Annotated in this window: 11 protein-coding genes; 10 read left to right on the forward strand and 1 reads right to left on the reverse strand. The window is 62.1% G+C overall.

Annotated features, from left to right (window positions below):
- Positions 1 to 190: 190 nt before the first annotated feature.
- Genes upp through MA04_RS02540 form a run of 3 tightly spaced genes read left to right on the forward strand, consistent with a single transcriptional unit; the run spans position 191 to position 2,856 of the window.
- A complete protein-coding gene (gene upp, locus MA04_RS02530) occupies positions 191 to 817 on the forward strand; it encodes a uracil phosphoribosyltransferase (protein ID WP_163125145.1) in 627 nt (208 codons plus the stop codon).
- A gap of 22 nt (positions 818 to 839) precedes the next feature.
- Complete coding sequence (locus tag MA04_RS02535) at positions 840 to 2,153, forward strand: uracil-xanthine permease family protein (RefSeq protein WP_262459347.1); 1,314 nt, start codon at positions 840 to 842, stop codon at positions 2,151 to 2,153.
- A gap of 4 nt (positions 2,154 to 2,157) precedes the next feature.
- On the forward strand, positions 2,158 to 2,856 hold the full coding sequence (locus MA04_RS02540) for a helix-turn-helix transcriptional regulator (protein ID WP_163125141.1): 699 nt from the start codon (positions 2,158 to 2,160) through the stop codon (positions 2,854 to 2,856).
- A gap of 241 nt (positions 2,857 to 3,097) precedes the next feature.
- On the opposite strand, the gene MA04_RS02545 is transcribed toward MA04_RS02540, so the two are convergent.
- Entirely contained in the window at positions 3,098 to 4,372 is a 1,275-nt protein-coding gene (locus tag MA04_RS02545) for a porin (protein ID WP_163125139.1), read from the reverse strand.
- A gap of 250 nt (positions 4,373 to 4,622) precedes the next feature.
- On the opposite strand from MA04_RS02545, the gene MA04_RS02550 reads away from it, so the two are divergent.
- The 7 genes from MA04_RS02550 to MA04_RS02580 all read left to right on the forward strand — a co-directional run bounded on the left by MA04_RS02550 (position 4,623) and on the right by MA04_RS02580 (position 13,081).
- Positions 4,623 to 5,537: a LysR family transcriptional regulator gene (locus tag MA04_RS02550; RefSeq protein WP_163125137.1), complete on the forward strand. Its 915-nt coding sequence runs from the start codon at positions 4,623 to 4,625 to the stop codon at positions 5,535 to 5,537.
- 141 nt (positions 5,538 to 5,678) lie between these two features.
- Entirely contained in the window at positions 5,679 to 7,211 is a 1,533-nt protein-coding gene (locus MA04_RS02555; protein WP_262459348.1) for an ABC transporter substrate-binding protein, read from the forward strand.
- Positions 7,212 to 7,213: 2 nt separating this feature from the next.
- Positions 7,214 to 8,131, forward strand: coding sequence for an ABC transporter permease (locus tag MA04_RS02560; protein WP_262459349.1), 918 nt, complete (start codon positions 7,214 to 7,216; stop codon positions 8,129 to 8,131).
- A 2-nt stretch (positions 8,132 to 8,133) separates the two neighbouring features.
- Positions 8,134 to 9,063, forward strand: coding sequence for an ABC transporter permease (locus tag MA04_RS02565; RefSeq protein ID WP_262459350.1), 930 nt, complete (start codon positions 8,134 to 8,136; stop codon positions 9,061 to 9,063).
- 1 nt (position 9,064) lies between these two features.
- Positions 9,065 to 11,149 carry a dipeptide ABC transporter ATP-binding protein gene (locus MA04_RS02570; protein WP_262459351.1) on the forward strand — a complete coding sequence of 695 codons (2,085 nt, stop codon included), beginning with the start codon at positions 9,065 to 9,067 and terminating at the stop codon, positions 11,147 to 11,149.
- Complete coding sequence (locus MA04_RS02575; RefSeq protein ID WP_262459352.1) at positions 11,146 to 12,231, forward strand: hypothetical protein; 1,086 nt, start codon at positions 11,146 to 11,148, stop codon at positions 12,229 to 12,231. The genes MA04_RS02570 and MA04_RS02575 overlap by 4 nt, the downstream gene beginning before the upstream one ends.
- Before the next feature lie 28 nt (positions 12,232 to 12,259).
- Positions 12,260 to 13,081, forward strand: coding sequence for an alpha/beta fold hydrolase (locus MA04_RS02580; RefSeq protein ID WP_262459353.1), 822 nt, complete (start codon positions 12,260 to 12,262; stop codon positions 13,079 to 13,081).
- The last annotated feature ends 18 nt before the right edge of the window (positions 13,082 to 13,099 follow it).

Consider the following 13,099-nt stretch of genomic DNA (forward strand, 5'->3'; position numbering starts at 1 on the left):
AAAGGGGCCCGGCCCTTCGGGTTGCGCTGGAAAAGCCGCCAGAGGGCGTTGCGGCCTTTGACTTTGGACCCACCAGAGCCTGCAGTCCGCAACGCCCTCTGGCGGCTTTTCCAGCGGCAACGCGGCGACGTAAAGATCATGAACAGGCTCTCGACCTTACCCGAAGCGCTGAAAACGGAGCCTCCATTCGATGAGTGTGAAAGAAGTTGCCCATCCGCTGGTGAAGCACAAGTTGGGACTGCTGCGGCAGCACAAACTGAGTACCCGCAGTTTCCGCCAGATCACCAGTGAATTGGCGGTCTTGCTGACCTATGAAGCCACCGCCGACATGGAGCTGGAGCCGGCCACGGTGGAAGGCTGGTCCGGACCGGTGGAAGTGCAGCGCATCAAGGGTAAAAAGGTCACCGTGGTGCCGATTCTGCGTGCCGGGATCGGCATGCTCGATGGCGTGCTGGAACTGATCCCCAGCGCCAAGGTCAGCGTGGTGGGCCTTTATCGCAATGAGGAAACCCTGCAGCCGGTGGCCTATTTCGAGAAGCTGGCCCACGACATTCATGAGCGCACCGCCCTGATCATCGATCCGATGCTGGCCACTGGCGGCTCGCTGATGGCCACCATCGATATGCTGAAGGCGGCGGGGTGTGAGCGGATCCGCGCGCTGGTGTTGGTGGCGGCCCCGGAGGGCATCCAAAAGGTGGCGCGGGCCCACCCGGACGTGGACATCTATACCGCCTCGGTGGACGAGGGCTTGAACCAGGACGGCTATATCGTGCCGGGCCTGGGCGATGCCGGGGACCGTATTTTCGGTACCCGCTAACCGATCACGTCACGGAGCCTCCATGTCCGCCACTCCCGGTTTCTTCGCGCCCCGCACCGTTCTGGTGGGGGCGCAAATGTTGTTCGTTGCCTTCGGTGCTCTGGTATTGATGCCATTGCTCACCGGACTGGATCCGAGCGTGGCGCTGTTCACCGCCGGGGTCGGCACCTTGTTGTTCCAATGCATCACCGGCTTCTCGATCCCGGTATTCCTGGCGTCCTCCTTTGTCTTCATCGCGCCCATATCCCACGGCGTGCAGGCCTGGGGCCTGCCGGCCACCATGGGCGCGCTGATGGTCACCGCCGTGGTCTATGTGGTGCTGGCGGCGTTGGTGCGCTGGCGTGGGCCGGGCTTTCTTCATGTACTGATGCCGCCAGTGGTGACCGGACCGATCATCATGGTGATCGGCCTCAGTCTGGCGCCCACCGCGGTGAACATGGCCATGGGCATGGACGGCACCGGCCAGGAGACCTTGTTTCCGTATGGGCGGGCACTGACGGTGTCGATGGTGTCGCTGGTCACCACTTTGCTGGTGGCCACCCTGGCAAAGGGGTTTTTCCGGCTGTTGCCGATCATGGTGGGGGTGCTGTGCGGCTATTTTTCCGCCCTGATGCTGGGCATGGTGGATTTCGCCGTGGTCACCGAGCGCGCCTGGTTGGCACCGCCGCAGTTCGTGCTGCCGACTTTCGAATGGCAGGCGATCGTGTTCATGGTGCCGGTGGCATTGGCGCCGGCCATCGAACATGTTGGCGATGTGCTCGCCATCAGCAACGTCACCGGGCGGGATTATGTGCGCAAGCCCGGCTTGCATCGCACCTTGCTCGGGGACGGTGTCGCCAGCATGGGCGCGGCCATGGTCGGGGGGCCGCCCAATACCACCTATTCGGAAGTGACCGGGGCGGTGATGCTGACCCGGGTATTCGATCCCCGGGTGATGGTGTGGGCCGCCGTTTTCGCCATTGTATTGTCCTTCCTGTCCCGCTTCGGCGGGTTGTTGCAGAGTATCCCGGCGCCGGTGATGGGCGGCATCCTGATTCTCATGTTCGGCTCCATCGCCAGTGTTGGCATGAACACCCTGATCAAGGCGAGGGTAGACTTGGCGCGCCAGCGCAACCTGGTGATCGTGGCCACCACGCTGGTGTTCGGCATCGGTGGCATGGTCATCAGCGGCGGCGGCTTCACGCTGCAGGGGATCAGCTTGTGCGGGGTGCTGGCGGTGGTGCTGAACCTGCTGTTGCCCGGCCGTGATCCGGTGGCCACCGATCTGCGCCAGGAGCAGGCGGTGGTGGATGATCTTATCGAGCACACCCGTTCCAAGGCCCGTTCCAAGGATTGAGACCATGCAAAGAGCGGAGCGGTTGATCGTATTGATCGACACTTTGCGCCGGCATCGCTGGCCGGTGACCGCCGGTGCTCTCAGCGAGCAGCTCGGGGTGTCCACCCGCACCATCTATCGCGACATCCAGAGTCTGATCGGCCTGGGCGCGCCGATCGATGGTGAAGCCGGGGTGGGTTATCTGCTGCGCAAAGGGTTTTTCATGCCGCCGCTGATGTTCAGTCCGGTGGAGCTGGAGGCGCTGTTGCTTGGCGCTCGCTGGGTCGGGCAGCAGGGCGACGAGGAACTGGCCGATGCCGCCAACAGCGCACTGGACAAGATCGCCACGGCGGTACCTCCGGCGTTGCGTGAAGTGCTGGAGGACACCGGACTGTGGGCGGGCCCCTCCAGCGCTCCCCGGCGCGGTGAACCGCTGTTCGTATTGCGCCGTGCTCTGCGTGAGGAGCTGAAGCTGCGAATTGTCTACCGGGATGTGGAGGGTAGGGAAACCGAGCGAACCGTCTGGCCTTTGACTTTGGCCTTTTTCGAAGGCGCCCGGGTGCTGGCTTCCTGGTGCGAGCTGCGCGAGGATTTCCGCCACTTCCGTACCGATCGTATCGTTGATTTGCGGGTCACCGAGGAAAGTTATCCGGGGTCCCGCCGGCTATTGGCGCAGCGTTGGTTGAAAGAGCAGCGCCAGAGACGGTCCCGGAAAGAGTCGTAGTGGTCTGGAGGGAAACAGGATTGCTCTCCATCGGAGACGCCGTGGATACGCCCATGTAGGCTCCCGCACCGGCCCGCTTCGAGTGAACCGCTACGCTTCGGGTTCCAGCACCGTGGACCGTTGGCAAAGAAGGGGCTACGAAGTCGCTGTAGGAGCTTGCCTGCAAGCGAATGGGACTCGCTCGGGCGGTTTGTAGTATTCGCTTGCAAGCAAGCTCCCACAGCGGGTCTGCAAGGGCGCCTCAGAACTTCACCCGGGCGCCGGTGGTCACGATCTTGATGTCTTCATATTCCGGGTTGTAGCAGGTCCTGCCCGAGGCGGTGCACCATTCACCGCGCTCGAAGCTGTGAATCTTGGCGCCAGCGTAAAGGTCGAACATCTCGGTGGGACTCCACACATACCCCATGCCGATGACGCTGCCTTTTTCATCGTCCTTGTTACGGTTGCGGGTCTCGCCATAGTGAATATCAAAGGCGTGATGGCGGCTGGGCCGGTAGCCAAGCTTGATATAGCGGAACTGGCCCAGCTCCGAACGGGTGGCGCTGAAGGTGCCGGTTTTTTCCTCGGTAGTGAGCTCTTCTTCGCGGTTGATGGCGGCGAGGGTGAGATTGAAACCGGTGTCGTTATGAAAGTAGGAGATCGAACCACCGTAGGTGGTGATATCTGGATCGACACTGGAATCGGGATCGAAGCGTTGATCCAGCTCGTCGGCGTTGCGGGTGGCCACGGAGTAGCCCAGGCCGATCAGCATGCGGCCGCCAGGCACGCGCAGGCCGGATTTCAAACCCGCCTGCAGGATTGATTCGTGGCCATCGGAGCCACTGTCATGACCGGCACTGGCGGATAACGTCACCGGGCCCAGGCGCGGGCTGTCATAGCGAATGCGGTCGTGGCGGCCTTCGAAGTTGTAATCGCGGATGCTGCCGCTGATCGAGGTGCGATTGTTGTCGCCTTCCTGCAGGTCGAAGCTCTCGATACCGGTGAAGTTGCCGTCGGCGTCGAATTTTCTTTTGTAGGAGGACGACTTCAGAGCATAGCTCAGATTGCCACCGATCAAGGCCGGGTTGCGGAAGCTGATCACGCCGGTGCCGGAATAGTCCAGGCGGCCGGTGTTATAGGCGGCCCCTTCACCATGGCCGACGGTGATCTTGCCGAACGGGCTGTCGATGAAGGCGTCGGTAATCCTTTCCTCCAGGTCGCCGTCCACGGATTTGTTATCCGGGTCGACGTCATTGGAGGAGTTGGAGTAGATACCGACTTCCACCAGGGCACCCGCCGTCCATCCTTCCATCAGCCGCTGAGTGCCGCCGACGTGAAAGCGTGTCGGGCTGTTGCGGTTGTCCACGTGATAGAACTCGGTGCTCGAGCCCACGCCCAGGTAGCCGGCGGCGTAGCCGTCTTCCACGTACATTACCGCCCGGTTCACCTGACCGCCCACGTCGAATTCAGCGGCAAGCGCCGGTGCGGCGATCAGACTCGATACGGTGATCGCCAGCAGCGAGTTCGGGGATCCCATAATTCCTCCGGGTTTTGTTGTTTTATCGTCGTTCGTCCGGGCCTGTGATGTGAGAAAGGGCCAGTCCGATCAAATATTTTTGATGTTGGCGCGCCGCCTGTCGGTGCGATGCTGATTTACTTTATCGGTTATCGTTGATACTTATGTAAATTGAAAACATCGTATAGATATATGCGTTTTATGCATCTTATGGTTGCCGCCATGGCGCTGAATGGATGCGAACAGAGCGTGGCAGGCAAGGCGGAAAACGATGAATATCAAGAAACTGAAGTGCTTTCGCGCGGTGGTCATTCACGGTTCGCTGGTGTCCGCCGCGTCGGTGATGAACCTGAGTCAGCCGGCCACCAGCCGTTTGATTTCCACCCTGGAAGACGAGCTCAAACTGAAGCTGTTCAAGCGCGAGAAGCGACGGCTGGTGCTGACGCCGGAGGGCAAACAGTTCTATCAGGAAGCGGAAAAAATTCTCGCCAATCTGGAGGATCTGCCGCGCATCGTGCAGGAGATCAAGGAAGGCGGACAACGCACGCTGCGCATAGTGGCCCTGGCGCGGTTGGCGGGAAGCCTGGTATCGCCGGCGCTGGCCCGGTTCGCGCGGGAACATCCCGGGCAGCGGTTCAGTGTCGATGTGCGTGGCCACCGTGATATCGAACAGTGGGTGGCCGGCCGTCATTACGATATCGCCGTGGCGTTGACCAAACCTTGTAATCATCCATCGGTGATCCAGCGGCCATTCTTCGACACCGACGCCATGGTGATGGTACCCAAAGGGCATCCACTGGAAGCCTTGCGTTCGGTGACGCCCGCGCAAATGGTCAAGCACGACATCATTGCTCTGGCGCCGGGTCTGCGGCCGCGATTCCAGATGGAGGATATTTTCCAGAAGGCCGGTGTGGAACTGAGCTGCAAAATCGAAACCACCTCCACGGCGCTGGCCTGCCAGATGGTGGTGGACGGGTTGGGTGTCACGATCATAGATCGGTTGGCGGCGCAGGCGGTGGATGCCAGCCGTTTTTCCCTGCGGCCGCTACGGCCTGCCTACCGTCTGGAATTCGTGCTGCTGTTCCCGCCGGGCTTCGAGGAAACACCGGCCACCAGTGCCCTGGTGCAGTGCCTGCGTGCCCAGGTGGAGGCATCACTGGGGCGGCACGCCATCATGACGGGGTGAATCGTGGTTGGCCTAAAAAGATGCATAAAACGCATCTAAATATGCCATATATTCAATTTTAAGATGTATTGCCCCCGACTAGACTGACGCCAGTTCCTGATCTTCTGATCCGGCATTCGAATAACGATAACGGGAGGAGCAATGACGATTCGCTACCCGGTCCGGGTGCGCGCTTTTCTGGTCGGCATGATGGTGAGCTTACTGCCGCTGAGTGCCAGCGCGGGGCCGAGCGACGATACCCTGGTGGTGGCCTTCTCCAAGGCGCTGACCACCGTGGACCGCCTCTACTCGATTCAGAGGGAAGGGCTGATTCTGTCCCGTCTCACCGATGACGGTCTGTTCTTCGTCGACCCCGATACCCTTGAATTCGAGCCTCTGGCCGCCGCTTCCTATACATGGGTAAGCGACACCCGTCTGGATATCACCTTGCGCGATAACGTCCGCTTTCACGATGGTGGTCGGCTGAGCGCGGATGATGTGGTGTACACCTTCCGCTGGGTGCTGAACAAGGACTCCGACACCAGCCGTGGCGCGGTGATTCGCGGCTGGCTCGACAGTGTCGAGAAACTTGGTCCGCTCAAGGTGCGTTTCAATCTGAAGATGCCGTACCCGATGGCGTTGCGTGATATGGCGATCAGTATTCCGTTGCGCAAGAGCGGAACCTATGACGATCCGCGCGGTGGTGACCAGCCGCTCAATGGCATCGGCCCCTATCGCGTCAAGCAGTTCGATGTGGGGCGCAGGATCGTGTTGGAACGCTTCGAGGACTACTATCCGGACAGTCCGAAGGCCGGCGCCCGGATCAGGAACATGGTGTTCCGGGTGATTCCGGATGAGGGTACCCAGCAGGCGGAACTGCTCAGTGGCGGTATCGATTTGATGATGGACGTGCCGCCGGATGTGGCCGACAACGTCAGTGCCCTGCCGGGCGTCGAACGGTTGGAGGGCAATGATATCCGCATTGGTTATCTGACTCTGGACGCCGCCGGCTATGCCGATCCCGATTCACCGATGACCCACCTGAAAGTGCGGCAGGCGATCAATCACGCCATCAATCGCGAGGCGATCTCCCGTTATCTGGTGCGTGGCAGTGCACGGGCGATTCCCTATGCCTGCCATCCCCGCCAGTTTGGCTGCCAGGCGGACGGACCGCGTTACCCCTACGATCCGGAAAAAGCGCGGCAGCTTCTGGCGGAAGCGGGTTACCCGGAGGGCTTTTCCCTCAAGCTGTGGGCCTACCGGGAAAAGATCATCGCCGAGGCGATCGTCAGCGATCTGAAAGCGGTGGGCCTGGATGTGGATCTGCGTTACGTGAAGCTGAACGTCTTCTCCAAGATGCGCAACGACCACCGGATGGGGGCGTTCTTTGCCTCTTATGGCAGTGGCGGCACGGCGGATGCGTCCGCGTCCACCGGCGTGCATTTCACCGCCAACTCCAACCGCAACTATTCAGGCGACGAAGCGCTGTCGAAAACGGTCCTGGCGGCGGAACGCACCATCGATCGGGATGAGCGGCGCCGATTGTATCGCGAGGCACTGAATCGTATCGCCGAGCAGGCTTACTGGGTGCCCCTGTTTTCCTACAGCCAGAACTACCTGCTCACGCCGGCGTTGTCGCTGCCGGTGTCCGAGGACGGTGTTCCGCGGCTCTGGCAAGCCGCCTGGAGGCAGTGATCATGATCAACTATGTCCTGCGCAGAGCCCTGATGGCGTTGTTGGTGGCCCTGACCGTGTCGTTCGGTACTTTCGCGTTGTTCTACTTCGCCACCGACCCGGCGCAGACCATCGCCGGTGAGGACGCGCCCCAGGAAATGGTGGACGCGATCCGCGAGCAGTACGGGTTCGACCGGCCGGTCTCGGTGCAATACGTGGATTGGCTGGGCAGTGTGCTGCAAGGCGACTTCGGCCAGAGCTACTTCTGGAAGCAGCCGGTGGTGGAGCTGATCCAGGAGCATGCCAAGGTCACCATCATGCTGGCCTTGTTGGCGCTGGTGGTGACTGTGGTGATTGCTTTGCCCCTGGGGATCAGCGCCGCGCTCAGGCCGAACAGCTGGGTCGACCGGTTTGCCCTGACGACGGCGGTGTCGGCCCAGGCGATCCCCAACTTCTGGCTGGGGCTGATGCTGATCATCCTGCTGGCGGTGACCTTCCCGATCTTCCCCGTGTCCGGTGATTCGAGCTGGCGACACTATGTTTTGCCTGCCTTCGTACTGGGAACCAGTTCGGTGCCCGCGGTAATGCGGTTGACCCGTACCGGTTTGCTTGACGTGTTGGGCTCGGACTATATCCGCACCGCCCGCGCCAAAGGGTTTACCGGCTATCGGCTGATCCTGCGCCAGGCGCTGCGTAATGCGCTGTTGCCCATCGTCAGCGTGCTCGCGGTACAGCTGGGGCACAAACTGGGCGGCTCCATCGTCACCGAATCGGTGTTCAGCATGAACGGCCTGGGCCGGCTGGCGGTGGAGTCCATTTTCAACTCCGACATACCGACCGTGCAGTCCTTGATCCTGTTGTTCGTACTGACCTTCGTGTTGCTCACGCTGGCGGCGGACCTGATCAACGCCTGGCTCGACCCTCGGATCAGGATGGGATGAACATGACAATAACGGAATCCGTTGGCGGCAACGAACTGACATCCGAGGCGGAGCGCGAACAGGCCCAGCTCGGGCTGACGCCAGGGCAAGTGGCAATCAAGCGCGCGCGTCGGCACCCGGGGTTGCTGGTGGGCTTTGGCATTCTGCTGGTGATGGCGCTGTTCGCCGTGCTGGCACCCTGGCTGGCGCCTCACGATCCCTATCTGCAGAACCTGTCCTTGCGCCTGCTGCCACCGGCCTGGGTCGAGGGCGGGCAATGGAGCCATCTACTGGGTACCGACCACCTTGGCCGGGACTACCTTAGCCGCATCATTTATGGCGCGCGTATTTCCATGATGATCGGCATCGGCGCCGCCACTATCGGCGCGATCATCGGTGTCACGCTCGGCGTGATCGCCGGTTACTTCGGCGGCTGGCTGGATCAGGCGGTGAACTTTCTGGTGACTTGCCAATTGGCGGTGCCCAGCCTGCTGCTGATCATGGCGCTGGTGTTCGTGATCGGCCAATCGATCACTGTGGTGATCTTCGTGATAGGCGCCACCCACTGGGTGTTCTATCTGGTGGTGACGCGCTCCGCCACGTTGCGTATTCGCGAGCTGGATTTCGTCGCCGCCGCCAGTGCCATGGGCTGTAGCCGGCTGCAGATCGCGGTTAAGGAAATCCTGCCCAACCTGCTCAACCAGATCCTGGTGATCTTCACCCTGGAAGTGGCAGTGGCGATTCTCAATGAGGCGACGCTGTCGTTCCTGGGGCTGGGGGTGCCGTCACCGACCCCGTCCTGGGGGTTGATGATCGCCGAAGGCAAGACCGCCATGTTCTTCCAACCCTGGCTGGTGATCCTGCCCGGCATTGCTCTGTTTGTGCTGGTGATTGCCATCAACCTGCTTGGTGATGGCGTTCGCGATGTCACCGTGACCAATCGGAGAAGCTGAGATGAGCACGGAATCCTTATTGGAGATTCGCGATCTGTCGGTGGCAATTCCCACTGAGACCAGCACGCTCAGGGCGGTACGGGGAGTGGACCTGGAGCTGCGTCGGGGCGAAACCCTCGGCATTGTCGGAGAGTCCGGTTCCGGCAAATCGATGACGGCGCTGGCGCTGATGAACCTGCTGCCGCCGGCGGCGCGACGCTCGGCGGCGTGCGTCAACTTCGCCGGCACCGATCTGAGCACGGTCAGCGAAAAGGAACTGGCCGGACAGGTACGCGGCCGCAAGATCGGCATGATCTTTCAGGAGCCGATGACCAGCCTCAACCCGGTCTACTCCATCGGGCGCCAACTGACCGAGGCGATGACCCTGCACGGTGAGGTGTCCGCCGCGCAGGCGCGGCGGCGTGCGATTCAGTTGCTGGAGAAAGTGGGGCTGCCGGATCCGGCCAGTCGCCTCAAGCAGTACCCTCACGAGCTGTCCGGCGGCCAGCGCCAGCGCGTAATGATCGCCATGGCATTGATGAACGAACCGGAACTGCTGATCGCCGACGAGCCTACCACGGCACTGGACGTGACTATTCAGGCTCAGATTCTGCATCTGCTTCGCGGGCTGCAAACGGAGCTGGGCATGTCGATGATCCTGATCACCCACGATCTGGGTGTGGTGTCCCGGGCCGCCGATCGCATCGCCGTGATGTACGCCGGTGACATCGTCGAAACCGGCACCACCGCACAGGTGCTCAATGATCCCCGCCACCCTTATACCCGCGGCCTGCTGGAGTGCGTGCCGGGCTACCGCGAAGCGTCGGCGCACCGGCTTGGATCGATCCCAGGGGTGGTGCCTTCCATGACGGGGGACATTCGCGGCTGCGCTTTTGCCGCGCGCTGCCCTCGCGCGGCGGAAGAGTGTTTCATCGATTCGCCGCCCACCCGGCCCCTGGGGCCGGCGCGGACCTATGTGTGTCACGATCCGGAGGAAACCCGGAGTCGTTCGTTGCTGGAAGGGCACGACCGGGAGCAAACGCCGGTCAATAAGCCGGCCAAGGAGAGCGTGCTCAAAGTGGCCGGCGTCAGCCGCACCTTCTCGGTACGCCGGGGAATGTTTGGCAAACGCAAGTCGTTGCGGGCGCTGGACAATATCAGTCTGGAGATCCGTAAAGGCGAAGTGCTGGCATTGGTGGGGGAGTCCGGCTGCGGCAAAAGCACTCTGACCCGCACCATCCTGGGTCTGGAAACACCGGACAGCGGCACCGTGACCCTGGCCGGCAGGCCTGTTGGCGCGCTGCCGCCACGGCAACGGGCGCGCATGATCCAGCCTGTTTTTCAGGACCCTTATTCGTCACTGAATCCACGCAAGACCATTGGCAACATTATCGGCCGGCCGTTGCAGGTGAACCAGTTGGGTGCCAAGGCGGAACAACGAACCCGGGTGCGGCGCATGATGGAATTGGTGGGGCTGCCGGCACGGGTGTTCAACAGTTTTCCGGATCAACTGTCCGGCGGCCAGCGCCAGCGCGTGGCCATTGCCCGGGCCTTGATTCTGGATCCGGAGATCGTCATTTGCGACGAGCCCACTTCGGCGCTGGATGTATCGGTGCAGGCGCAGATTCTGAATTTGCTGCTGGACCTGCGTGATGAACTGGATCTGACCTATTTGTTCGTGACCCACGATCTTTCCGTGGTCGCTCATCTGGCCGACCGGGTGGCGGTGATGTATCTGGGCGAGATCGTCGAATGCGGCGATCGCGATACGGTGCTGACCCATCCGAAACACCCCTATACCCGGGCTCTGTTGGACTCGGCCCTGAGTATCGCGCCGGAGCTGGACGTCCCCGAGCCGCGTCTGACCGGCGATTTCCCCAATCCCATGAACCGGCCGGCCGGATGCCCGTTCCATCCACGTTGTCCGCTTGCCGATGCGCAATGCCGCAGCCGTGCGCCGGAAGTGGAGTGGGCGGCCGACGGCACTCTGGTGAAATGCTGGAGGGCCGGAGACGCTGCCGGCGCTTTCTCCCAGCTCTCCGCTGGCCAGACCCCCGAAAACTGGCCAGACCCCCCAAAAATAAATAAAGAGGAATCCGCGCCATGAAGAAAAGGCTGATATTGACCCTCGGATTGATAGCTCTGCTTGCCGCCTGCCAGTCGACGCCTCCGGCACCAATGGTGTACTCGGAGAACACCGAGCAGGAGAGCGTGCAACCGGAAACGTTCGAGCGTTACGGTTCCATCGTGGTGCCGGCGGGTACGGCGGAAAAACCGGTGAACATGCGGCTCTGGTATGCACGGCCGGATCGGGTCACGGCGGACACGCCGGTGGTGCTGGTGATGCACGGCGGCCGTCGTGACGCGGACAACTATCGGGATTTCTGGGGGCCTTACGCCAACAAATACAATGTTCTGGTGGTGGCACCGGAAGTATCGCAAAAGGACTTTCCCACCGGTTGGGGGTATCAGGCCGGCAACTGGGTTTCGCCGGACTCTTCCTCGGTGGACGCCGGCAAGGGGCACCGGAATCCGCCGGAGCAATCCTCCTTCGCCGCCGTCAATCGTGCCTTTGATCGGTTGTGCGAACGGTTCGGGTTGAACGCCACCGAATACGACATCTGGGGGCACGGCAGCGGCGCCCAGTTCGTGGCGAGAATGATCATGCTGTATCCGCAGGCCAAGGTGCGCACGGCGGTGGCCGCCAACTCCGGCACCTATACTTTTCCGGATTGGAGTCTGCCACTGCGCTATGGGCTCAAGAACACCGGTGTCGGGCCGGAGGATCTGGCGGCGGCGTATGCCCATCACCTGGTCATCATGCTGGGCACCGCCGATAACGACCCCTCGCACCGGCTGCTCAGTCAGCTCGATATCGCCCTGGCCCAGGGCGCCCATCGCTTGGCCAAAGGCAAGAACTTCCATGCCGCCAACCAGCGTCAGGCGGAAAAGCTGGGGGTGCCCTACAACTGGGAGTTACGCACGGTGTACGACATCGGTCATAGCGGCCGCAAGATGTCCGAACCGGGTGCCCGCTATCTGCTGGCGGGCAAGGCGGAAGAGCCACTGTTTCCCTTGCGGCGTGATGAAACCACCGGGCAGGGCCGTGACGGGGAGCGCCGGGATGGCTCGGAAAAATCCAGGGATCTGCTACGCGGCTCCGGTGACGGCGAAGTGTCGCCGTTCTGAACATGACCGTTTTATGGCGAGAGGCATTATGAGCAAGGTGGATCATGGCGAAAGGCGAAGCAGCCTCCGCCTGGAACATGGGGAACTGAGCTTTCTGCATGCCGGCAGGGGCGCGCCGGTGGTGCTATTCCATGGCCTCAACGGCAATGCGGAAAGCTGGCGATATCAGTTGCACGACCTGGCCGGTGAGCTGGAAATGTGGGCCTGGGATGCCCCCGGTTACGGCGATTCCGACATCGCCGGCGAAACCCTGGACGATCTGGCCCGCGTTGCTATCGGGTTCATCAAGCGGATCGCATCGGGGCCGGTGAATCTGGTGGGACACTCCATGGGCGGGTTGGTGGCGATGCGTGTGGCCATGCTGGAACCCGGCCTGGTGCGGCGGTTGGTGCTGTCCTGTACGCATCCGGGACACGGCCTGAGCGGCGCGGCTGCCTCCGACCAGCGCTACCAGCGACGGCTGCGGGAACTTCAGGAATTGCCCGGCCCGGTTTATGGGGAACGCCGCGCCCGGGGCATGTTGCCGGCCAACGCTGATCCGGCGGTATTCCGGGAAGTGGCGCGGATCGCCGCTCAGTCCCGGCCGGAAGGCATGGGCCGGGCCGCCCTGGCGATTCAGCGCGCCAGTCTGCAGGCGGAGTTGAGCCGCATCCTCGCGCCATCGCTGGTGATCACCGGCGATCAGGACAGGGTGGCGCCGCTGAGCAAGGCCGAGCCACTGTTGAACGGCATCGCCGATGTACGCCACCTGGCCCTGGACGGGCTCGGCCATGCCCCTTATATGGAAGATCGCCGCCGCTATAACGCGGCGCTGACCGATTTCCTGCTGCGGCGTGACGCCAGCGGGTAAATAGCGATGAAGGGCTGA

This window comes from Alloalcanivorax balearicus MACL04 (assembly GCF_025532145.1).
Lineage (GTDB): Bacteria > Pseudomonadota > Gammaproteobacteria > Pseudomonadales > Alcanivoracaceae > Alloalcanivorax > Alloalcanivorax balearicus.

Coding starts and splice junctions, on each gene's coding strand:
- upp (WP_163125145.1), top strand. CDS start 191: ATGAGTGTGAAAGAAGTTGCCCATCCGCTGGTGAAGCACAAGTTGGGA.
- MA04_RS02535 (WP_262459347.1), top strand. CDS start 840: ATGTCCGCCACTCCCGGTTTCTTCGCGCCCCGCACCGTTCTGGTGGGG.
- MA04_RS02540 (WP_163125141.1), top strand. CDS start 2,158: ATGCAAAGAGCGGAGCGGTTGATCGTATTGATCGACACTTTGCGCCGG.
- MA04_RS02545 (WP_163125139.1), bottom strand. CDS start 4,372: ATGGGATCCCCGAACTCGCTGCTGGCGATCACCGTATCGAGTCTGATC.
- MA04_RS02550 (WP_163125137.1), top strand. CDS start 4,623: ATGAATATCAAGAAACTGAAGTGCTTTCGCGCGGTGGTCATTCACGGT.
- MA04_RS02555 (WP_262459348.1), top strand. CDS start 5,679: ATGACGATTCGCTACCCGGTCCGGGTGCGCGCTTTTCTGGTCGGCATG.
- MA04_RS02560 (WP_262459349.1), top strand. CDS start 7,214: ATGATCAACTATGTCCTGCGCAGAGCCCTGATGGCGTTGTTGGTGGCC.
- MA04_RS02565 (WP_262459350.1), top strand. CDS start 8,134: ATGACAATAACGGAATCCGTTGGCGGCAACGAACTGACATCCGAGGCG.
- MA04_RS02570 (WP_262459351.1), top strand. CDS start 9,065: ATGAGCACGGAATCCTTATTGGAGATTCGCGATCTGTCGGTGGCAATT.
- MA04_RS02575 (WP_262459352.1), top strand. CDS start 11,146: ATGAAGAAAAGGCTGATATTGACCCTCGGATTGATAGCTCTGCTTGCC.
- MA04_RS02580 (WP_262459353.1), top strand. CDS start 12,260: ATGAGCAAGGTGGATCATGGCGAAAGGCGAAGCAGCCTCCGCCTGGAA.